Source organism: Coprobacter secundus subsp. similis, from assembly GCF_015097275.1.
GTDB classification, from domain to species: Bacteria; Bacteroidota; Bacteroidia; order Bacteroidales; family Coprobacteraceae; genus Coprobacter; species Coprobacter secundus.
Window position 1 is genome coordinate 295,763 of the sequence record NZ_AP023322.1, and the last position, 22,918, is coordinate 318,680.

Below are 22,918 nucleotides of genomic sequence, written 5' to 3' on the forward strand. Positions count from 1 at the left end.
CAGATATGAAAAAGAAACTATTATATACCTGCATTGCGGCCTCTTTTGCACTATCGTTAGGCTCTTGTAGCGATGTGATGGACGTTACACCTGACGGACGTCTCTCTCTCGAAGAAGTATTTGCCAATCCCGATTATACGGCCGCTTATTTTTCCCAGGCATTCGATAATTTGCCTCATAAAATGATGAACTATTATTGGTTCGACAACCTGCCTTCGGCGCTGAGCGATGAGTCTTGGTCATGCGACGATGTGGAAGGGGTCGGCGCCATCAATGCCTATAAAGGGCAGGGCAGTGCCCGTGAAAATCTCTTCGAGACATGTTATAACGAAAACTTCGAATGCCAGTATTGGGAAAGATATTGGAAGTCGATACGCACCATAAATGTCTTTTTACAGAATATCCCTACCGCTGCAGTCAACAGCGAGACAGACCGGTCGAGAATGACGGCCGAGGCACATGTATTGCGGGCTTACTATTACTTGCAGTTGATAAAATGGTATGGAGCGCTTCCCATAATAAAAGTCCCTTTCCCGGACGATGCCGACTACTCGACCGTAAAAAAGAGCTCGGCCGTAGACTGCCTCAAGTTTGTCGTAGAAGATTGCGAGACGGCTATGCTGTGCGAAGACCTGCCGTGGCGTATAGTGAACGACCGGGAATTCAGGCGCCTGACCCGCGCCATGGCTGCAGCTATCCGTTCCCAAGCTGCTCTGTATGCCGCAAGCCCGCTGTATAATACCGGTGGCGAAAATCTCTGGGACTATGCTTACGAGAAAAACAAGGACAGCTATCAGAAGCTGAAAGCCAATGGGTATGAGCTGTACACACAACAACATCATCCGGATGAGTATCCGAATGCTTATAGCGAATATTTTGTACAAAATGCCACAGGTGGGGCAAATCCTATCGACCGTGAAACCATTTGGTTGGACATCAAGGACAACTGGGGCATGTGGTGGGTATGGGGTCTGCCTATACAGAGCAATTACAGGGCCGGTTGCGTGCCTTCCCAGGAGTTGGTCGATGCCTATGATATGCTCGAAACTGGGAAACCCGTTCTGGACTTGAAGCAACCCTACCTCGACGAGACACATTTGCAGCCTAACTATACCGAGGGCTCAGGGTACAATCCGGCACGCCCTTACGAAGGCAGAGACCCTCGGTTCTATGCTACGGTAATCTATAACGGGGCTTCTATATACGTAGGTAACACCAAATCTGTCGTGCAGACTTATAACGGAGGCAATAGCGAACTTCGCGACAATGACCGCCGGTACACCCGTACCGGTTATTACCTGAACAAATACCGTAACTGGCAAGCCTATTCCGGTCTCTCCGGACAAGACGGCAAGTGGAAGCATTATCGTATGGGAGAAGTATATCTCAATCTGGCCGAAGCCGCCATTGAAGCCGGGCATATAGACGAAGGGCTGGCGCTTATCAACGATATACGGCATCGCGCCGGGTTCGACCCGTCGGTAGACGTCACCGCGACTACCCAGGAGGAAGCCCGCTTGTTGTTGAGGCACGAACGCCAAGTTGAGTTTGCCTTCGAAGAACACCGTTTCTTCGATACAAGAAGATGGACGAGAAACGAAGAAGATCTGGAGAACGAAAAGTTCTGTACCGGTATGAGGGCCAAACGTTCGGGGCTCAAACTGACATACGAACGCTTTATCGTCGGTTCTGACGGTTCGTCGCCCAGCAAGCTTTCCTATAAAGCCAAATGGCATTTCTTGCCGATACCGATTGATGATGTGTCATCATTGGAAGACCAGACCGGAGACCGCTGGCAGAATTATGGTTGGTAACAAGTCTTAAAAATATAATCATGAAAAAAATAAGAAAAATAGTAATGATTGTTGTGGCGGCTTGCTCTCTGGCAGGAGTTGGCGAGGCTGCTTCTCAAACAAAACATCTGGCCGGAGTCGTTCGCGACGAGGCAGGAAACCCCGTTCCCGGAGTATCCGTCAAAATATTGGATTCATGGCAATACGTCATAACCGATTCTGAAGGCAGATTCTATATAAATACCGATAAAGCCGACGGCAAACTCTCTTTTAGCTGTATCGGTTATAAAAACGAGATATTGCCGATAACCGAGAATTCGGATATGGAAGTGAAAATGCTCCCCGATGCCTCATGCAGCGATGAAATGCTCGACATCGCCTTAGACCGTACCGAACCGCGTTTTTCCTACACCGGGTCTATGAGTACGGTGAAGAGCCGAGAGATAGAACTGTGGCAGTCCAAAGGCCTTACCGAAACCCTTCAAGGAAAGCTCGCGGGATATCATGACGGACATATCAGGGGACTCAGTTCGATGAACGGCGAAGCGATATTGATAGTACTCGACGGAGTGCCGGCGCCAACCCTCGATTTGAATTCGCTCGACCCGAGAAGCATAGAGTCGGTCTCTATACTGAAAGATGCCGCAGCAAAGGCACTCTATGGCCCCCTCGGAGCACAGGGAGTGATATTGGTTACGACCAAGAAAGGCCGTCCCGGGAAAACTCAAGTCAATGTGAATCTGAATTTTGCTCTTGAGATGCCTACTGTAAAGGCCGATATGCTCGACTCTTACCAATACGCCGTTTTACGTAATCAGGCACTGGCCAATGACGGGTTGCAACCCGTTTACAGCCCGGACGACATCACTGCTTTTGCCGATGGTACCGGTATCGACAACGACTGGCGCAAAATCTTCCTGAAAGACATGCGTACCTCGCAACGGTACAATATAGAACTCAGCGGAGGGAACGAGAGAGTACGTTATTATGTCAACGGCGGTTATGCCCGTACGGAAGGAATGTATAAAGTAGACTGGAAAGAAAAGTATAATCCCGCCAACTTCGAGAACCGTTTTACACTGGTATCGAATATCGATATCGACTTGTTCAGCTTTATGACAGCATTCCTCAATACAAATATGAGGATATACCGTAACAATGAAACCCGGGGAGGAGATATTATCAATAAAATTTATACGACCCCCAATACGATAGAAGGGCCTTTGGTCGACGGTAAAATCGTAACCACCGAGAATTTCTCCGATCCTATATATGGTTCTATCAATTATAAAGGAGTAAATCAGGAGACAGCCACGGATGTGAATGCCGATTTCGGGTTGAATCTGGATTTGAGTGCCCTCACCAAAGGACTTTCGCTTAAAGGCATTGTCGGGTACCACTCATATTATACCGGTATCCGGAACGGGGAGTACGACTATGCCCGTTACGTAAGGAATGAAGAAGGGGAACTCGTACTCTTCGGTACCAACGTGGAGAAAGCCTTGAGTTGGTCCAAGAGCGCGTCGACCGTATATTTTATGAATTTTCAAGGAATGCTCGAATATAACCGCACTTTCGGAGTCCACTCGGTCGATGCCTTTTTGAATTATCTGGCCGAAGACCGTCTCGGTGACAGTACCAGTGCCGGATGGTTGCTGCCTTTCCGCCGGATACAATTGGGTGGACATGCAAAATATGGCTACGATGGCCGTTATTTCCTGCAATTCGACTTTACACATGCCGGTTCCGAACAGATGAGGAAAGGCAATCAGTTTCATTTCTCTCCGACAGTTTCCGGTGCCTGGGTGGTATCGAATGAGGAATTTATGAAAAACCAGAGCGTACTGGATTTCTTGAAATTTAGGTTGTCATTCGGGGCTCTTCAGTACGACAACTTGTGGAATTTTTCGAGCCGTTACCTGTATGCCGATGACATCAGAGATATGGGCGGTAGCGGGCTCATAGGCTCTATATTTACCAATTTTCTCGTCACAGAAGGAGCCTTGGGCAATCCGGATATCAAATGGGAAAAGTCGTACCAGCAAAACTATGGCGTAGATATGACTCTCTTCAACTCGTTGAGCCTGTCGGTAGACTATTGGCGTACCCAACAGAGAGGAGTGTTGTGCCAGAGCGACTTGACCCCTGCCCTGAGTGGTTTCACCGGAGACAAACTGCCCTATACGAATGTCGGCAAAGTACAGAATCAGGGAGTGGATATCGAAGTCGGATATAGCAAAAAATGGAATTCCGGGTTTGAAATCGGGGTGACCGGAGACTTCGCTTGGAACAAGAACGAGATAATCGATGCAAACGACCTCAATTATTCCAGTATCGGGTATTATTACCCCTTCCGCAAGACCGGATACAGCATCGGGCAGAAATTCGGTTATCTAATCGATTATTCCAACGGTAACGGCTTTTTCAACAGCCGGCAGGAAATTGCAGACCGTAAACTCGTTTATCAGGACGTCACACCCCGTGTCGGTGACTTTATCTATCGCGACCTGAACAGTGACGGTCTTATCGACGAGCGAGACAAAGCCCCTCTCGATGGGGTAAAAACCATGCCCAGCTTTATGGCAGGGGCTTCCGTACAGATGAAATATAAAAACTTCGACCTCTATATCCAGTTGCAGGGAGAGACCGGGCGCAATGCCTTTTATGACGGGCTTGGCGTATTCGAAAATCAGGCACAAGGCGTATATCTGGACATACACCGGAATGCCTGGACTCCCGAACGCTATGCCGCCGGGGAAAAAATAGAATATCCGGCATTGACATCGACAACTTCATCGAGCTTGCTGGCCAATGAATTTTTTGTCTCCAAAGCAAATTATCTGCGGCTCAAGAACGTCACTTTAGGGTACTCTTTACCTGATAAAATCGTTAAGAAGATGAAAATGAACCAGTTCCGAATATATATCACAGGGCAAAACCTCCTGTCGATGACCGACCTTAAGTTCAAAGGATTTGATCCTGAGTCCAAGAGCATCGATTCGTTTGTGTACAGGATGTTTAATTTCGGGTTGAATATCAATTTCTAAATAAATATAGGATAAGTAAAATGAAAAGATACAGATTATCATATATTGCACTGGCCGCATGGGCGGTAATCTCATTCGGCTGCACCTCTATCGAAGATTATCCTGACGGAAGACTGGAATTTGACCAGATATTCGAAAATCAGAAACTTCTCGGAGGCTACCTCAACAGTTGTTACGGTGCAATCGGGAATAACATGGGAAACAATTATACAGATAATACGTTTCTGGCTTCGGCAAGCGATGAAGCCCATGATGTAGGCGATGTCACCAATGGAGTGATGTCCCAGTGGTGCAACGGCTTTGTATCGGCATTCTCCAATCCGTTGGGAACTCCGGAAAAGTGGGATTATTATGAACCTATCAGGAAATGCAACATCATAATTGCCCGTATCGCTACCGCTAATATGCACTTGGAAGACCAGCGGGAAAGCTACAAAGGAGAAGCACACGGCCTCAGAGCCTTTTATTATCTCCAGATGATTAAGAATTACGGAGGAGTGCCCATTATCCTCGACGACCCCTCTGCCGAAGGGTACGACTTCTCCAAACTGCGTCGTGCAACGTTCTCCGAGTGTGCCCGGCAGATTATTTCAGACTGTCGTATTTCCATGGAAAATAAGACACTGGGATGGCACTCCGGGTCATCCGATAGTTACCGCTTCCGGTGGAGCAAGGCGATGAGTGCGGCAATAATGTCACAAGCCGCCTTATATGCGGCCAGTCCCCTCAATAACGATGGCACGTTGGATTGGGACGAAGCTGCCCAGATAACGAAAGAAGCGCTGGATCTCTGTCTGGCAAACGGGTATTCCCTGTACAAGGCCGTCCCCTCGGGAGGATTTGCCTCCTTGGCATATACCCCTTACGACATGTATTTCATGACAGCAGCCGATGTAAGGGGAGTAGAAGACCCGGAAACGATAATGACCGGGCGTAACAAACTCACCGTGTGGGAGCATTGCGGATTGCCCGTTACCGAAGGGCAAGTACGGGCAGGCTCATGCCCTTCGCAGGAGCTGGTAGACAGCTATGAGACCATCGACGGAGAGATGCCTATACTCGGATACGAAGACGAAGACCATTTGAGACCCATCATCAATCCGAAAGCCGTGCTGTATGATGAGAATAATCCCTTTGCCAATCGGGACCCGCGCCTGAAAGCGTCGATATACTATAACGGGGCTCCCTTTCAGGTCGGAGGAGACACCTACGTCTGGACATTCGAAGGAGGAAATTGTGCTTTGTCGAGTACGAACCGGAGAAATACACGTACAGGATATTATATGCGTAAGTTCGGAAACCCCACGTCAAACCGTGCCAACGGTAACAATGACGGCTACTTCCGTATATTCCGTCTGGCAGAGTTGTACCTCAATTATGCCGAAGCCTTGAATGAAGCCGAAGCATCTGATATAGCTCCCGATGCCGCTGTAGATGCGGTAAATGCAGTCAGGGACAGAGTAGGGATGCCCGACATTCCGTACGGGCTGGCAAAAGACGAGTTTCGGAAAAGATTACGCAACGAGCGCCGGGTGGAATTTGCCTTTGAAGAACAGCGTTTTTATGACGTGCGTCGTTGGAAAATACTGCATGAGACCGACCGGATTGTCACCGGTATGCGGGTGACGGACGAAGGCAAATACGAACGGTTTGTCGTAAGCCGGCGCAATGCGTATACAGACAAGTTCCTTCGTTTCCCGATACCGGGAGAAGAAGCGATACGCTTGCAGGTACATACCGGGCTCAATTTCCAGAATCCCGGATGGGAATAATCCCTTATAATGTTTCCTTAAAAGTAAAAAAGAACCGGAAAGTAAATATAACAAGATGAGCAAACAAGAAAAAATCATTCTGGCAGGATTGAGCCTGTTGCTGGTGACGTCAACGCTGAAAGCCCAAACATGGGAGACATATCCCGATACATGGGTGGCTGTTGACGAATTGGGGAGAAATGTAGCCCAGTCCGATGAGGGTGTGACACGCGGCAGCATCGACAAGAACTGCACAGTCGGCATGTTTTATTACATCTGGCACGGAATGCATCCGATGGCAGGAAAAGATGTGACGGAACTTCTCAAGGAAAATCCCGATAATCCCGATTGGGGAGCCGAGCAGACCTTCCATTGGGGGAGTAAGCCCTGGTTGGGATACTACACGGCAGGAGACAAATACGTCGTGGCCAAGCACATGCAGATGCTGGTCGATGCAGGAGTAGACTTTCTCTTCCTGGATGCTACCAACAGTTATCATTATCCCACGCGGGTAGAAGTGCTGATGCGCGAGATGGACCGGCGGGAGGCTTTGGGCATGAAAAGCCCGAAACTGGCATTTATGGTACACTCCAACGCTACGGCAACAGCCGAGAATATATACAATACCTTTTATAAGGACAGTAAATATGATAAGTACTGGTTCGAGTATGAGGGTAAACCTCTCTTGCTCGGGAATAAGGCCGAGATATCCCATACCTTGGTGAAAGGATTGGTAGACCGCTTTACCTTCCGTAATTCCTGGGCGTGGATGGGCGGGGCGAATGCCGACGAGTGGGCTTGGCTCGAATATTATCCGCAACGTCCCGGATGGACAAGCGTGTACAACAGTATTTTGGGGACGACGGTGAAGAAGACCGAACAAATCTCGGTCAGCGTAGCCCAGCATGCGACGACCAAAGTGGGGAAGAGCTACCACGGGGGCAAACAGCCGGCATACGACAAATACGGGCTATGCGAAGAAACCCCTTACGGGCTGTATTTCCAAGAACAGTGGAACCACGCCATAGATGTGCATCCGCCCATCGTGATGGTGACCCAGTTCAACGAATGGATAGCCCAGCGGTTTGTGATTCACAATCAGGGAGAATATGGAAACATCCGTCCGGGAGCCACAGCCAAAATCGGGGAGACATACTTCGTCGATGTCTACAACGCCGAGTTCAGCCGCGATTTGGAACCCGGTACACACCCCCTGATACGGGACAACTACTATTTGCAGTTGGTTTCCAATACACGCAAGTACCGGGGGGTAAATAAGATACCGGTGCCCACTGTAAACCTGTCGATAGATATAAACGGGGATTTTTCCCAGTGGGATGCCGAGCCTGTGGAATATCGGGACGATAAAGGCGATGTAGCATACATATCGAGAGACGTGCAGACGGCAGAGACCCTTGAACGGAAATCCAACGACATTGTCATGGCCAAAGTAACCAAAGATGCCGGCAATATCTATTTCTATGTAGAGACGATGGACGATATAAGCGACTTCGAATCATCGAAATACTGGATGCGCCTGCTACTCAACACCGATACCGACTACACGACCGGATGGGGCGGATACGATTATATGGTGTACAAAGATGCCGCTACCGGCAAATATTCGTTGATGAAGAACCGGCAAGACAAATTCCTCTGGGAAACGGTAACCCCTGTGGAATATAAGGTTGTAGGAAACCGGATGCACGTATCTGTACCCAGGGCTGCGTTGGGACTCGCCGGAGACCGGGACATAGACTTCAAATGGGCCGATAATATCACCGATAACGACCCCGACATCATGACATTTATATCGGACGGGGATGTCGCACCCAACGGACGTTTCAACTATCGTTACAAAGGGGCTTCCTTGCCCTCTGCGGTAAGCCGTGTCGAGAAAGACGATACAAATTTCACAATAACCTGTACTGACGGGAATGTGGCATTCTCCTACAATGATTCTGCCGAAGTATCCATTCAGGTTTTCGATATTATGGGGCGTATGATGAAGTCGATAGAAGAGCCCGGACACGGCGCACGGATGATATTGGACGATGGAGTATATATGACCCGGTATTCCCTTGATGGCAGGTCGGGTACGCAGAAATTCGTAGTAAGGTAAACTGGTAGCCCGCATTCCTTGAACCCCTTTTCGGCAAAAAAATGCAGAGCCTTTTGCGGAACAGGGGGCGGGAGTGTGGTACCGGACAAAGGAAAATGGCATATAAAAAAAGAGATATGTAATATTTATTATTCACTTAAATCAAAACAATTATGAAATTGAAGTTATTACATTTGGTATTGTGTTGCCTGTTAGCAACAAGTGCGTTTGCACATAGAGACGACTATTTCAGGTTCACAATGGGAGACAATCCTGCAAATGATGGTTGGACGATAACCGGAGGAACGGGAGAAGCTCTTGATGGTCTGTATGTAGTGATGGCAGATGCCTCCGGAACTGTGACTTGGACTCGTGACCTGAAGTCGCAACCCGGGGAGAAAAATCAGCCTTACGTGTCGCAAGCAGTATTGAAATTCATCAGCGGAACCGACACAGGAGGGGAAGCACACGTTGTTCCTAAAGTTATTCTGAAAGACAAAAATGGAAATGCCTTGAAAACATTTGTTTTCGAAACGGCGCCTGATAATTTGGAATTGCAAGTTTGCGATACGGCAAAAGTAGAGATGACAGAAGAATTGACGAAAGAAATCAGATATATCGATGTCACATTCGAAAACATGAAAGAAGGAGAAATGGTATCATTCAACTATATCGATTTGATAACCGATTGGTTCATGCCCGAATTGAGAATGAACGACACTATCTATATCCAGGCAGAAGACTACGACGAGTTCTGGATAAACAACCGTAAAGCCTATTCTCCCATAGGCGGAGGGGCCAACAGTTATCGGAACGATGACGCCGATTTGTATGTTGCCTTCCAAGATGACGGAGCTTTCTTCCAGTCGTGGACTTTGGGGCATGGGCACAAAGACAACTGGTATGGAATGGCTGTAAAGAACATGACTCCCAGCGGAGGCGATTGGATGACTTATAAAGGGGATTACGTAGATGGGACTTCCAATATAATAACAGCCGAAAGCGCAAAGAAAAACTGGGGTGCCTGGTTGGAATATACATTTGACGTACCCGAAGACTGCGTGGCCGATATATCCTTAAAAATAGGAACCCACTGGGCTGTTTACTCTCCTATTGGAGGAACAGGAACCGGTAATTTCGGCAAACCTCGTGAAGAAGGAGGATATATAGTAGAAGGCATGGCCGAAGACTGGGTAAAGAAATATTGTGCAACGGTAGTGACCTCTCTCGACGGTAACAACCTGACCACCAACTGGAGCTCATACCCGAAACTCAATGGACATTCGCAACTGGAATATGCTGCTTTGGCAAGCGACCCTTACAGCGGATGGACGAGCACGCAAGTACTTAAAGACGGCAATCTGGTAAACAGCGACACCCTGTTTATATATCCGAATCCCCGTGCGGGAGACCCCGACAATGGCAATCCGATGATTGTATGGTCTACCTATTACAAGAGCGAACTGTATAAGGAACTTGCACAGAGAACCGGAGATGAATCACTCAATGCCTATATAAAACCCGACTATGCGGATGTTCCCTTGACCAAAGGACGCCACACCATAAAAGTACAGTCATTGGCACCGATGATGCATTTCGACGAAATAAGGATTACAGCGAAAAAAGGTACCGTAGGGACCGAAAAATCGATTGCTGAAGACACTGAAAAACTCGTCGTATATCCCTCTCCGGCAACGGACGTTTTACATATCAAAGGAATCGAAAGCAATTATGCCATTATCGATTTGAGAAGTGGAGCAACCGTTATCGAAGGCTTTGGAAATACCGTAGATGTATCCGGTCTGAGCGCAGGAGTATATGCTGTCAGAGTAGGAACACAGACCCAAAGTTTTATCAAAAAATAATTGAGTAAAAACACCTTTTAAAAGTCGGAGTTTCCTGTTGCAGTAATGACAGGAGCTCCGGCTTGTATAAATATCCGGAAAACAGATATAAGGACAAACCTATGAAGTTCATCAGAATATTCGCACTCTTGCCGTTCTTAGGAGTTGTGTCGATAATGAATATATCGGCACGCAGTCTCAGCAGCGATTTGAAGACCTTGGCGCAAAACAGCCGGTACAAGATGATGCTCTGTGCCCATCGCGGGAACACTGCCGCCGGATTTGAAAACAACGTACCCGAGAGGCTCTCGAATGGGCGGTAGCGAAAGGCATCGATATGATAGAGATAGATGCCCGTGTGACAAAAGACAGCGTTATTGTAAACTTTCACGACCCTTATATCGATGCTACTACCAACGGCACAGGTGTGTTGGAAGCTATGACTTACAATGATAGTAGTACCTTTGTGGCGGTTAAAATGTCATATGATTTTAGTTATTAAGAAGTTAGTTAGACTATAGAATAATCGTTAAATAAAAACAAATATTGTAAAGAAGATAAGCAGGATATAAATTATATCTCGCCTGAGGTTCAAATAATTGTAGTTGAGGTTGAAAAAGGATTTGCGCAATCCTCTCGTATAGACGGAATTTTTGAAGATAATGCAGAAAATGATTTCTGGACAATTAAATTAATAACAGACCACTATATCAATGAAAATAACGAGACATATAACCACGATGTTGTTCAAGGCAACTATTTCTTTGTTAACACTGGCATTTGTAGCTTGTAAAAGCGAAATAGAGACTTCATTAACTGATACTGATACATTAGAATTTGGAGTCAATCTAATAATGTTGCCTGACACGAGAACACACTTAGGTGATAAGACAGATAATCATTACGAGTTGCTTTGGTCAGCAGGAGACAAAATATCCGTAAATGGATATCAATCAGAAGAGGTGCCAAACGAATATGTAAATTCTGTGAATGCTACTTTTACAGTCCCAAATATGCAGCCAGCCTCTTCATATAGCGTGGTTTATCCGTCTTCAGTTGTGGATAGTGAAGATTATACAAGAATACATCTTCCTTTTACCTATTGCCACACAGAAACAGGTATTCCTGCTGGTTCATCAGTTGCAGTTGCTAAAACATCCGATTCTCAGTATATACACCTAAAACATATTTGTGGCTTCCTGAGAGTTACTATCAATGACAATGAGAATTCATCATACCCTAAGGTTATGCTTTCCATACCGGGAGCAGCATTAGCTGGCGAATTTGAGGTAAATTACGAATCTGCAAGCATTACACCAATTGAAGGCGTTAACCAAATCTCCATTTCTGATGTAATTATCAAAGATGGCAAGGCAGAAATTGTATTCCCTTTGCCAGCAGGCGAATATTCTGACTTTGTGGTACATGTATACGATGGGAACAAATGCCTAAGAAAGGTTGTGAAAAAGATGACTATCCAGTCGGGAAGGATTTTAAATGTACCGGCCGTTGACTATAACACCTTAGAACAAGAAACCTACACCGGTCAAGGCAAGGTTCTTGATGCAACTACAGGAAAAGGCATTGCAGGAATTTCTGTATCTGATGGTTACACTGTAACTAAAACTGATGCGAATGGCGTATATCGAATTCCATTGCATTCAGATGCGCGTTTTATTTACTATTCAACCCCATCAGGATATGATATAAACTTAAATCAATCAAAGACTCCTGATTTCTACAGTAAAATTGCAGATCCAACCCAGGTAAATATTGTCGATTTCCATCTTACACCCTCTGATAATGGAGATAACTTTACTTTGATAGGTGTGGGCGACCCTCAATGTTCAAGTAATTCAGAGCTAAACCGTTACACTACCGAAACAATAGCTGATATCGTTTCAACAACAAGAAATGCTGGCTACAAAAATGTGGTTGCTGTCACGTTAGGTGACGTTACGTTCGACTCGAATAATCTATATGAAAGCCTAAAAAACTCTATGTCAAATGTAGCTATATCAGGCAATGATTATATCCCATTCTTTCAGACTATTGGCAATCATGATCATGATGGTTTGAGCCAGACTGACCCGACAGGACTCTTCCAAAGCCATTTCGGTCCGACTGATTATTCCTTTAATGTAGGTAAGGCTCATATAGTCGTTATGGATAATGTGTATGAAACTTCTATATCATCAACCTCAAAGCCGAATGGCAAGAAATGGGACTATCAGGCTGGATACACCGAACAACAATACAATTGGTTGAAAGCAGACTTAAGCAATGTGGAAAATCCACAGGAGAAATTATTAATATTTTGTGGACATATTCCTTTTAGAGCAGGAGGTTCTAATAACGGTTCCAATGTTAACACTGATAAATTTTACTCTGAAGTGCTGTCCTTGATGACTCAGTTTAATGAAGCTCATATCATGATAGGGCATACGCATTACTCACAAAACTGGATTCATGCTAACTATAAATGTCAGAATGGTAAGCCTGTTTATGAACACATCCATGGTGCCGCCTCTGGAGCTTGGTGGTCAACCTATAATACGGACAAGTTCGGAGGTCCATCAGGATATTCAATCTACTCCATTGAAGGAAATTCCATTGTGGATTGGACTGCCAAAGGAACAGGTAGACCTGCTGGCTACCAAATGAGAGTGTTTGATGGCAATAAAATGCTTACAGGAACGAAAGGCTACAAGCTCAACTGGTATACAACCTCTACACTTTCTTTGACAGACGAATGTAAGATTAAAGGTAACGAAAATCTTCAGAATGCATTTGTAGTTCAGATTTGGGATGATGATTCTGATAACTGGAAAGTAGAGTTGAGACAGAATGACGCAAAGGTAGGCGACTTCACAAGGCTTGCTGATAAGTCTTGTTCCAATGTTTGGGCTTCTTCGTTCTTTTATAATGAAGCGAATAAAAAGACAGATCCATATTGCGGGACTACTGCCAGTCACTATTGGTATTTTAAGCCAAGCAATAATGTTAAACCGTCTGAGATGGGCAACTGGAGTGTAGTGGCTACATTTACTAACCCATATAGTGGGAAGGTAAAACAATACAAGTGTGATGCTTTCACAACGGACTATTCTTCTTTGAAACAACAAATAGGCGAAAATCAACTATTAACATATTAATGCTAAATGAATGAAAATCGACTATTTAAAATGGGTGTAAGGGGTAATAATATCTCCCTATGTATATAAAAACATCAGATACACGATGTATAACCATTATCACAATAATTAAAAAATTGTACAATATGAAAAGAACATTTCTATTCGTAGCATTACTATTGATATTTTCAGGGGCGGCATTAGCCAAAAAAGGCCCTAAAAATATTATTATCATGATAGGCGACGGCATGGGAATAAATCAGGTACAGGCTGCATATACCTCTAATGGAGGCTATCTGAATATGACCGACCGCTGCCCCTACTCAGGATTGAGGCGTACAAATTCGGCAAGCGACTACATTACCGACTCGGCAGCCGGAGGTACAGCCATAGCAACAGGAGTAAAGACCAAGAACAATATGGTAGGCATGTCCCCCGATACAGTACCTTTGAACTCTATCATACGTTTGGCGACACTCAAGGGCCTCTCTACCGGAGTCATTGCCACCCACTCCGTGACAGACGCGACACCGGCATCATTTGTCGCACATCGGCCCCACCGGTTTATGCACGAGGAGATAGCCGCCGATTATCTGGCAAGCGACATTACTCTTTTTATCGGAGGCGGAAGAATGCACTTTGAAAAAAGAAAAGACGGGCGCGACATCTCTGAAGAACTCCGGGCAAAAGGATATGAAATAGTATATTCATTGGAAGAGGCCCGGAAAACAACCGGGGACAAATTAGGGGCTTTAATAGCCGAAGACGCAGTAGAGCCTGCCTCTCGGCGCGACCCTGACCTGCTGGCAGATGCCACACAATTGGCTATCGACAAGTTGAGCAGTAACAAGAAAGGATTCGTGCTTATGGTAGAAGGGTCGCAGATAGACAAAGGCGGGCACAAGAATGACCAGAACTATATGATTAGCGAAACATTGGACTTTGACAGGGCAGTAGGCAAAGCACTCGACTTTGCCCAAAAAGATAAAAATACGCTTGTCCTGATTACCGCCGACCACGAAACAGGAGGAGTAACCGTTGCCGAAGGACACTATGGCAAGAAAAAAGTGGTCGTAAAATTCAATACCGGATGGCATACCGCATCGCCCGTGCCCTTTTTCGCTTACGGGCCCGGAGCAGAACTCTTCTCCGGATTCAAAGACAATACAGCATCCTTTTACCTGATGAAGGACTTATTGAAGTTAAAATAAATACGCGCGTGCCTCCCTCTCCTGGAAAAGCAGCAGAATGCCGTGCCGGAAAAGAAAAAAACGAATTATATCATGAACAGGAAAAAGATGAGAACGAAAAAATATATCACTGTTATACCCCATGCGCCATTCATTACTATGGTGGCACTGCTCTTGTTGTGTACAGGAGCTGCAAAAGCAAAAGATTACCATATGGGGACATACAATATCCGTTGCATAAACGCTACCTTGACCGGTCTGCGGGACTGGGACAACCGGAAAGAATACGTTGCCAAAATCATTACAGACAACCGCTTCGACGTCATCGGATTACAGGAAATCGCCAATGACGACCAGGAAAACGACCTCCGGCAATTATTACCTGAATATTCGATGGTTACCTGGGGGCGTGAAAGTGCCGAGAAGAACGAAGGAGAACGGTTGGCAGTAGCTTTTAAAACCTCTGATTTTAACCTTCTGGACTGGGGGTATTATTTCCTGACTCCCGACCCGAAGGTGCCCGGACTGGCTTGGGACGCTGGATGTAAGCGGATATCTGTTTGGGCAAAACTTCAGGATAAGGACACCGGAGAGATATTTTTCTACTGCTCCACCCATTTGGACAATGACGGGGTTATTGCCCGTAAAGAAGGCACACGCATCAATGTAGAGATGATGAATAAGCTGGCAGGAGACTACCCCGTGTTTATTGTGGGTGACCTCAATGCCAAAGCTTCCGAAAAAGGCGTACATGCCGTGATGGGAGCCTACTATGACGACAGCCGGCTCACGAGTGGCCTTGACCTCTCGGCTTCGGGGCCCGAAGGAACATATTCGGGGTGGAACCCCGAGCGGTCAGATAACAAACGCATCGACTATGTGTACAGTCGGCATGCCGATGTAAAAAGCTATAAAGTCATTACAGAAGATTATGGAAGAGGGGAGACACCGTCCGACCACTTTTGCGTAATAGTCTCCTTGGCACTGAGGCAACCCGCTCTGCCGCAAAACATATATGTCTGCGGAGAAGAAGGAGACGATAATGGAGACGGTACTCTTCAGTCTCCCTTTAAGACTATCGGCAAAGCGATAAGTATGGCAAGCTCCTGTGACACGTTGAGAATTACCGAAGGCCGTTACCTGACGGAAAACCGGGAAAATATCGACCGGACAAAATACCTCAAAGTCAAGAGAACACTATGTATTATCGGAGGGTACGATAAGAAATTTGAGAAAATTACCGGATATACGACGATAGACGGAGACTTCAACGGAAATGACCGGTACGACGATGAAGGGAAAGTCATCGGGGGGAATGAAGACAATTGCAAACTGCTTGTGTACGTATACAGTCCCGCGCTTCTGCATATCGAAAATGTCAAGATATGCAATGCCTTCCTCGATGATAATACCGTGACAAGAGGAGCCGGAATTTATAGCATCGGAGCCGGAATCAAAATGAAAAACGTGATTTTTATGAATAACATCTCAAAGGCATCCGGCGGAGCTGTCAAGGCGACGACCGACATAGATGCGGAAAACTGCACGTTCTTCAACAACCGGGCAGCATCGGGAGGAGCAGTTTATGTATCGGCTAAAAACTGGTCGGCGACATTGCGGAATTGTCATTTTGAAGCAAATGTCGCAGAGTCGGGGAGTGCCTTGCATATAGACAAGAATACGACCCTTTATGCCCGGGGGAACAGTTTTATCGGCAATCATTCATCCCGGTACGGTTGCATATCCGTAATCGGAGAAGCGATAAGCAGTAAGTTTACATTCGTCAACAATACATTCGCCGGCAATGCCCTTGCATTTGAAGGTGAAGTCGGGGACGATATTCCGGGAGGAAGTGCCATATACTTCCGTGCCGGAACGGATGGGAAAATTTCGTTGGTGAACAATACCATTGCCGGAAATTTCTGTGAAAGTACAGGAAACGCCTCCGGCTTCAAAGGTGCGGCAGTACAATTGGTTTCGGGCTGGGTCTTTATGTATAACAATATAGTAGCCGGAAATCACTCGACAGGCGGTATCGGTGATATATGCTACGAAAGTGCCGGTATAAAGAACTGTATGGGGAAGCACAACCTGTACACATCGGCCGACAATATCGTGATGAAACAATCCGGTACGGATATAATGGCAGCAGACTATGGCACGGGACTTTCTTGGTTGGCGCAGACCCTGGATGGGACGGTATCGGGCGACCGGTTCGAAGCCAGTCCCAAAAATGAAGGAAACGGAACCTATACGGTCGGGGTATTGAATCCGCAATACGGGACTACACCGATAAATAACCTGGCAAAAAGAGATTTGAACGAATACTATATGACCATGACCGATTTAGATGGCGGTCTCAGAGACGAAGCCCCCTTCACGCTTTTGGAGCAAGACCAGACAGGGCGTCCGCGAGACATGGAAGGGCACGCCACAATAGGAGCATACGAATATATCGGGACAATCGGTATCTGCGACCGGGCAGTTTCGGAAGCAAGAGCATACTACTTCGACGGACAAGTACGGTTTGCCGAGAAAATTGCCGGAGATTACAAAATATATGATGCAGAAGGCAAGTTAATACAAGCAGGACGGGTCGAAGACGATAAAATACCGGTTGTTGTGGGAAAATCACGAGGCATTTGCCTTTGTATCGTGAAAACAGAAGCCGGATATCGGTTTTGTAAATTTTTAAGACAAGAGTAGATAGGTTAGATAGGTGTATAAAGTTGTGTTTCTTTAAGAGCCGGTCTGGGTTTTCCAATTGAGGAAATATTATCAGGTCATTTTCTTCCGCTTTTTTCCCAGTTTTCTCTCGTCAGATAGTCCGCTATCATCCCCTTGACAACGGAAAAATATCCGCGAAAGAAATTCCCGACCCTGACTCGGGCAAAATCCAGGCAGGCACTTAAAGTTTTTTAGGAATAAACTCATTTCGGATTTTATTATAAATAGTGTGTGTGTCAATTAGATATCGTCCTCGCAAATGTATGAACCATACCGGAGCGAGGACGGTTTTTTTTACATGCCACTTACCATCACTTGCCTGTTCTTTTAATTATTGCAACTAATTGATTATAAATAAATTATAATAACTTCACATTCTTTCCATAGACAAGGATAATTGTATTTTGCTGAATTTCAAAGTTTTCCAGTAAATAAGTTACAAGGAAGAGGTATTTTTTACCTCTTTTTTAGTGGTGTAGCATATTTATCAATGGCGTGTAATATTATGCAAATAGAATACGTATTTTCGGGTTGTCTTTAAATCTTTGTGAAGTGAGATAATATGAAGATTGACGTTGATTTGTATCGATTTTTTGTATTGATGGATGGACTGATATTTTGATTAAATGATTATATCTTCTGTGGTTATAATAAATTCGATAAAATAGATATTAGTTTTCAATATTTACATGAATGATGTAAATAATTAAATCTAATTTGTAGGTTTGGATATTTAGTTATATTTTTGTGAAAAACAGAGATTATATGATAGCAGAAATTAGATTTAAGAATATGTTCTCATTTAGAGACGAGGCTATATTAAGTTTTGAAGCTGATAGAAGTAAGGATATGGAATCATATCATGTCGTTGAATTGGGGGGTGATGTGAGGCTATTGAAAGTGGCTGTCATCTATGGAGCAAATGCTTCGGGTAAGAGTAATATTATTAAAGTTTGTGATTTCATCAAGTCATTCATTACTTATACTCCACTTAATAAGGCAGAACAAATTCAAATAGTCCCGTTTCTTCTGAATAAAACAAGTTCGAGGCAGTTATCTGAATATTCGATTTCGTTCTATTTGAAGAATGAGGAGAAAGCTGTTCGTTATGTCTATTCTGTAGCTTTAGACAGATGGCACGTAGCAAAGGAAAGTCTAATCTATTATCCAAGTCAACAGCCTGCTACTATATTTGAAAGAAATACTGAGAATAACGTATCTGTTATTAAATTTGGACAGAAAATCAAGATGTCGCAATCTGTCAAAGAGGAAATAACATTGAAGTGTTTGCATAATATGTCAGTTTTTGCTGCCTATATGCAGGTGAATACACATATTGTAGAACTAGAGACGGTTCTTCAGTATCTGGCCAATCAGGTTATGCCGGCTATCGTACCTGCATCGTCTCTAAGTCGTTATGCCGAAGAATCAATCAAGAATGAGTCTGCAAAAGATTATATTTTGAGGTATCTGCAGGAAGCAGATTTTAATATTTCAAATATTACATCCAAAGAACAGGAAACACATAAGGGTTCGATTAATTATACTATGTATCAGCATAAAGTTTCATCTGATAATGGTAACAATGATTATTATGAGTTCCCAGAGTTGTTTGAATCGGACGGTACTATCCGTACATTTGGCTTAGCTGCTCAAGTGCAAAAGATTCTTGAAAGAGATGCTTTTCTCGCAGTTGACGAGATTGAATCTTCTCTTCATCCGAAATTGATAGAATACATCATTGAACGTTTTCTAAAGGAATCAGAGCAAGCCCAGTTGTTGTTCACTACACATTATGATGGACTGTTAGGAGAGGAAGATTTGCTTAGAAAAGATAATGTTTGGTTTACTGAAAAGAATCCGGATGGATCAAGTGTATTGTATCCTCTGACAGATTTTAAGGGATTGAATAGGATCAGTTCTCTCCAAAAGGCATATAAGTTCGGTAAATTCGGTGCAGTTCCTAATCTATAATCATGTACTTTTATGAGAAAATCGAGAAAAAATACAGCGACCAGACAGGTTATTCATATCGTCGGTGAGGGTTTGACTGAATTATTCTATTTCAGTCATTTGAAAAAAATACTTGGTTATAGATACTCTATTTCTCCTCGTTTATTTGAAAACAATAGTATTGAGAAAATAGAAAAGAAAATAAAGGAACTTTTGGATGAAGATGTCTTTGTAATATGTGTTTTTGATGCTGATGTTAGCAGGCGTTCTGATGCAGAGAATAAAAAAATGGTGTCGCTCAAAAAGAAATATGAAAATAATTCCAATGTGATTCTCTGTGATAGCTTACAGTCAATAGAATATTGGTTTTTACTACATTTTGAAGATACGTGTCGATATTTTCGAGATTCAACAGCAACAGAAAGAGCATTAAAGCAATATCTGCCAACATACGATAGGACTCGGAAATATCTTGAGAAGGATAAATGGGTCAAAGAAATGCTTACAGGCTCAAAAATGGATAAAGCATGTGAATTGGCTGAAAAATATAAAGGTAGAGATTCTTATAGTGAGATTTATAAGGCGATTAAAAAAGTTAGTGAATCGTTGTAATAAATATGAATTGATGAAAAAAAAGATTTATATGTTGTTTTGGGAATCATAATTAGTGGAATTGCTATTGCATTTATCATTAATACGCTGTTGACATATGGTAATGTTATCAAAACAAATCTTTCAAATGACTCATGGTTAAATTTTGGGGGAAGTTATAGTAGTGGAATTTTTGCTGTTGTAGTAGGTTATCTTGCTATTATTTATAGTAATAGAAATAATGAGAAAGCTATTCTGCAACAAGAAAAACTGTTAATTCGTCAACAAAAAATTAAAAAGTTGGATGAGTATAATAACTGTCTAAAAAATAATTTGGCTTTGCTTAATATAGTAGATGTTATGGGAATTACTGTTGGTATTGACCATCAGAATATATCATTATCTAAATCGGCTATATGTCAAATGAATATACAACAGATTTACAGTATAGATATGTATTTGAAGTTGATGTACAACGCCAGAAAACAAATTTAGAAAAGACTTATGAAGAATGCTGGATTAAAGCACGTGTGGGACTATCAGATTTATTGGATCAAGAACTTTCTTTTATAGAACGTATTAATCAAAACAGATATGATATTCATATGAAAGAGAATAATATGCATCGAAAAAATATCTTATTGGAATTAAGTAAACAAACGGCAGATGTAGAAAAGAGAAAGTTACTTCTGCAAGAGGTTCAGGAAGTAAACATTGAACTGGAACGATTAGATAAAAAAATTATTTCATACTATGATGATGTTGATAAGATGACCACCTCTATTAAAGATTTTTCTTTTGAATTAAATAGTACTATAAAGGTCTTGTTTGATATATCTTTATCTCTTATTAAAGAGAAAGAGACTCAATTTGAATTAGAAAAATAGGGGTAAGCATGGTCAACTTTCTCCATAATCTGTCTAATATGAAATACAAGAATTCTACTTCGTGGTATATCAAGCTTATGAAAGACTAATATTGACAGGAAGAACATAAAAGGCGCCCTGTAAAAAGCGCCATATCAATCGATTATAATCAATTTAATAAACTAATAATCAGATAGTTAGTTTTTATTCAGCAGATAGAATAAAAGTTGCCGATTTGGAGAAAATTTCTATACCGTTTTCCGGCACCTCTCTGTAAAAAAAGATTTGGAGCCCGTTTTACATATCTTCCATTGAAAAAAGCCGGCTCTCTATCTCATACTTAAACAAGACTTTCTTCCGCAGTTCCTCAACCTTGAGTGCAAATAAATCCGGTTTGAAATTTTTGGATTGTCTTTTTACCTCCACCACCAAAGCCTTTTTCTCTTCCGCATACAGCCCGACAATATCTATCTCGTCCTGCTCTTTATGATTCTTACCTTGCCACCACGAACCGATAGCCGCAAATTCCTTGCTTTCCATCATCCGTTGACGGAAATACGTTTCCAAAGCCCATCCGGAGAAAGTAGGATAATCCTTTTTAATAATATCAGCCAAACGTTCAAAATTCTGTATCTCTATATAATTTTGATACTTGATAAAGTATCGGAACCAAAAACGTAGAAACATATCCGAAACTTCATAACGGACTGTCTGGGAACCCTCTTTGGAGAGTATAGGACGTTTCTTTTTTACCAAAGCATAATCTTCTTCCAGCCTCTTTAATTGTCCGCCCAGGCTGATTCCACCCATAACTGTTTCCATTTCCGGCAAAGTATTTCTGCCGTTGGAGATGGCCGACAGGATAGAGAAGTAATTGCCATATTTTTTCCCGAACTCTTGTACCAGCAAAGCCTGCCCTTCGGTCAGAAAGAAAGAATCAGGTTGCAACATGAAATTGACCATGCTTTCCATGTCCGTACAACCGTTGTCCATAAACTGTTCGATATACTTTGGGACGCCACCGGTAAAAGTATAGAGAGCCAACAAGTCGTCTTGGACATACTCTGCCTTGTGGTCTGACAGGATTTCCTTTAATACGGAGGTCGTAAAAGGAGCCAACTTCATTATACTGTCGGCACGACCATACAACGGTTCGTTGGAATCCCTGAAAATCCTGTTCATAAGCGTATAGACCGAACCGCTCACGATAAGATTGACATGGCTCTGTTTCCTTAGTCTATCCCAGATATCCTGCATCAAACTGTAAATCTCTGGGTTTATGTAATAAAACTCCTGAAACTCATCTATAACCAGATTATATTCCATCCGTGTCCCTACGTCCATTAAGAAATGAAACAGCTCTGCAAAACGAGTAAGTTCTGGTACATAAATATGAAGAGCCTGTCGTATCTCGGAAGTAAATCGTAGACAGAGGTCTGTTTCATTGCTTCGGCTGACAAACAAGTATACCATAGGAGTATTCTCACAACTCTTGAATATAAGGCTGGTTTTGCCGATACGTCGTCGTCCGGTAAGTACAGTCATCTGAGAATGTACGGAAAATGATACTCGGCGAACTTTTTCTAATGATGCTAATTCGTTTTCTCTATTGTAGAATTTCATACTCGGTTTTATATTTGATTGTATCGTTATAAAAATTACCGTTGTAAAATTTGCAGTGGTAAAATTTAAAACAATAGCAAATTTACGAATAAATTCGGAAATGCAATATGATTAAATCACTGAAAATCAAAAGGGAGTAAATACTTAACATTTCACCTCACGAAATGTATGAGGGACATACTCTATTAGAAGTGAAAGTAAAGGCAGGAATGCTGGTACCTTATAATTATCAAGACGGGACACGCACCGTTTATACAAGAGTGGGGAATGTGATTCGCAATAGCTTCTTTCATTGGTA

13 protein-coding genes and 1 pseudogene are annotated in these 22,918 nt (G+C 43.5%); 13 read left to right on the plus strand and 1 reads right to left on the minus strand.

Translation table 11 applies throughout. From position 1 onward, the window contains the following. Positions 1 to 5: 5 nt before the first annotated feature. The 13 genes and pseudogenes from Cop2CBH44_RS01075 (at position 6) to Cop2CBH44_RS16460 (ending at position 21,018) form a co-directional block, all read left to right on the plus strand. On the plus strand, positions 6 to 1,814 hold the full coding sequence (locus Cop2CBH44_RS01075; RefSeq protein WP_200755393.1) for a RagB/SusD family nutrient uptake outer membrane protein: 1,809 nt from the start codon (positions 6 to 8) through the stop codon (positions 1,812 to 1,814). A gap of 20 nt (positions 1,815 to 1,834) precedes the next feature. Then, positions 1,835 to 4,840, plus strand: a complete 3,006-nt coding sequence (locus tag Cop2CBH44_RS01080) for a SusC/RagA family TonB-linked outer membrane protein (protein WP_200755394.1) — start codon at positions 1,835 to 1,837, stop codon at positions 4,838 to 4,840. Positions 4,841 to 4,860: 20 nt separating this feature from the next. Continuing rightward, entirely contained in the window at positions 4,861 to 6,612 is a 1,752-nt protein-coding gene (locus Cop2CBH44_RS01085) for a RagB/SusD family nutrient uptake outer membrane protein (protein ID WP_021930388.1), read from the plus strand. Positions 6,613 to 6,667: 55 nt separating this feature from the next. Then, complete coding sequence (locus Cop2CBH44_RS01090) at positions 6,668 to 8,713, plus strand: T9SS type A sorting domain-containing protein (RefSeq protein ID WP_200755395.1); 2,046 nt, start codon at positions 6,668 to 6,670, stop codon at positions 8,711 to 8,713. A gap of 152 nt (positions 8,714 to 8,865) precedes the next feature. Further along, positions 8,866 to 10,557: a T9SS type A sorting domain-containing protein gene (locus Cop2CBH44_RS01095; protein WP_200755396.1), complete on the plus strand. Its 1,692-nt coding sequence runs from the start codon at positions 8,866 to 8,868 to the stop codon at positions 10,555 to 10,557. 286 nt (positions 10,558 to 10,843) lie between these two features. Beyond that, positions 10,844 to 11,038 (plus strand): annotated as a pseudogene (locus Cop2CBH44_RS01100) (glycerophosphodiester phosphodiesterase family protein); the annotation flags it as partial. A 211-nt stretch (positions 11,039 to 11,249) separates the two neighbouring features. Next, the gene (locus tag Cop2CBH44_RS01105; RefSeq protein ID WP_200755397.1) at positions 11,250 to 13,691 is read left to right on the plus strand and encodes a metallophosphoesterase N-terminal domain-containing protein; all 2,442 of its coding nucleotides are present in this window, start codon (positions 11,250 to 11,252) and stop codon (positions 13,689 to 13,691) included. 125 nt (positions 13,692 to 13,816) lie between these two features. Further along, positions 13,817 to 14,881 (plus strand): alkaline phosphatase, encoded by a 1,065-nt coding sequence (locus Cop2CBH44_RS01110; RefSeq protein ID WP_021930383.1) that lies wholly within the window; start codon positions 13,817 to 13,819, stop codon positions 14,879 to 14,881. A 72-nt stretch (positions 14,882 to 14,953) separates the two neighbouring features. Then, positions 14,954 to 17,566 carry an endonuclease/exonuclease/phosphatase family protein gene (locus Cop2CBH44_RS01115; protein WP_246469157.1) on the plus strand — a complete coding sequence of 871 codons (2,613 nt, stop codon included), beginning with the start codon at positions 14,954 to 14,956 and terminating at the stop codon, positions 17,564 to 17,566. 786 nt (positions 17,567 to 18,352) lie between these two features. Beyond that, the gene (locus tag Cop2CBH44_RS01120; protein ID WP_200755398.1) at positions 18,353 to 19,561 is read left to right on the plus strand and encodes an AAA family ATPase; all 1,209 of its coding nucleotides are present in this window, start codon (positions 18,353 to 18,355) and stop codon (positions 19,559 to 19,561) included. A 12-nt stretch (positions 19,562 to 19,573) separates the two neighbouring features. Next, a complete protein-coding gene (locus tag Cop2CBH44_RS01125) occupies positions 19,574 to 20,152 on the plus strand; it encodes an RloB family protein (protein ID WP_200755399.1) in 579 nt (192 codons plus the stop codon). Positions 20,153 to 20,191: 39 nt separating this feature from the next. Beyond that, positions 20,192 to 20,626, plus strand: a complete 435-nt coding sequence (locus Cop2CBH44_RS16455) for a hypothetical protein (RefSeq protein ID WP_246469158.1) — start codon at positions 20,192 to 20,194, stop codon at positions 20,624 to 20,626. Continuing rightward, on the plus strand, positions 20,548 to 21,018 hold the full coding sequence (locus Cop2CBH44_RS16460; RefSeq protein WP_246469159.1) for a hypothetical protein: 471 nt from the start codon (positions 20,548 to 20,550) through the stop codon (positions 21,016 to 21,018). The genes Cop2CBH44_RS16455 and Cop2CBH44_RS16460 overlap by 79 nt, the downstream gene beginning before the upstream one ends. A gap of 276 nt (positions 21,019 to 21,294) precedes the next feature. Here the strand turns inward: Cop2CBH44_RS16460 and Cop2CBH44_RS01135 are convergent, their stop codons facing one another. Continuing rightward, on the minus strand, positions 21,295 to 22,620 hold the full coding sequence (locus tag Cop2CBH44_RS01135; RefSeq protein WP_200755400.1) for an ATP-binding protein: 1,326 nt from the start codon (positions 22,618 to 22,620) through the stop codon (positions 21,295 to 21,297). Positions 22,621 to 22,918: the final 298 nt, after the last annotated feature.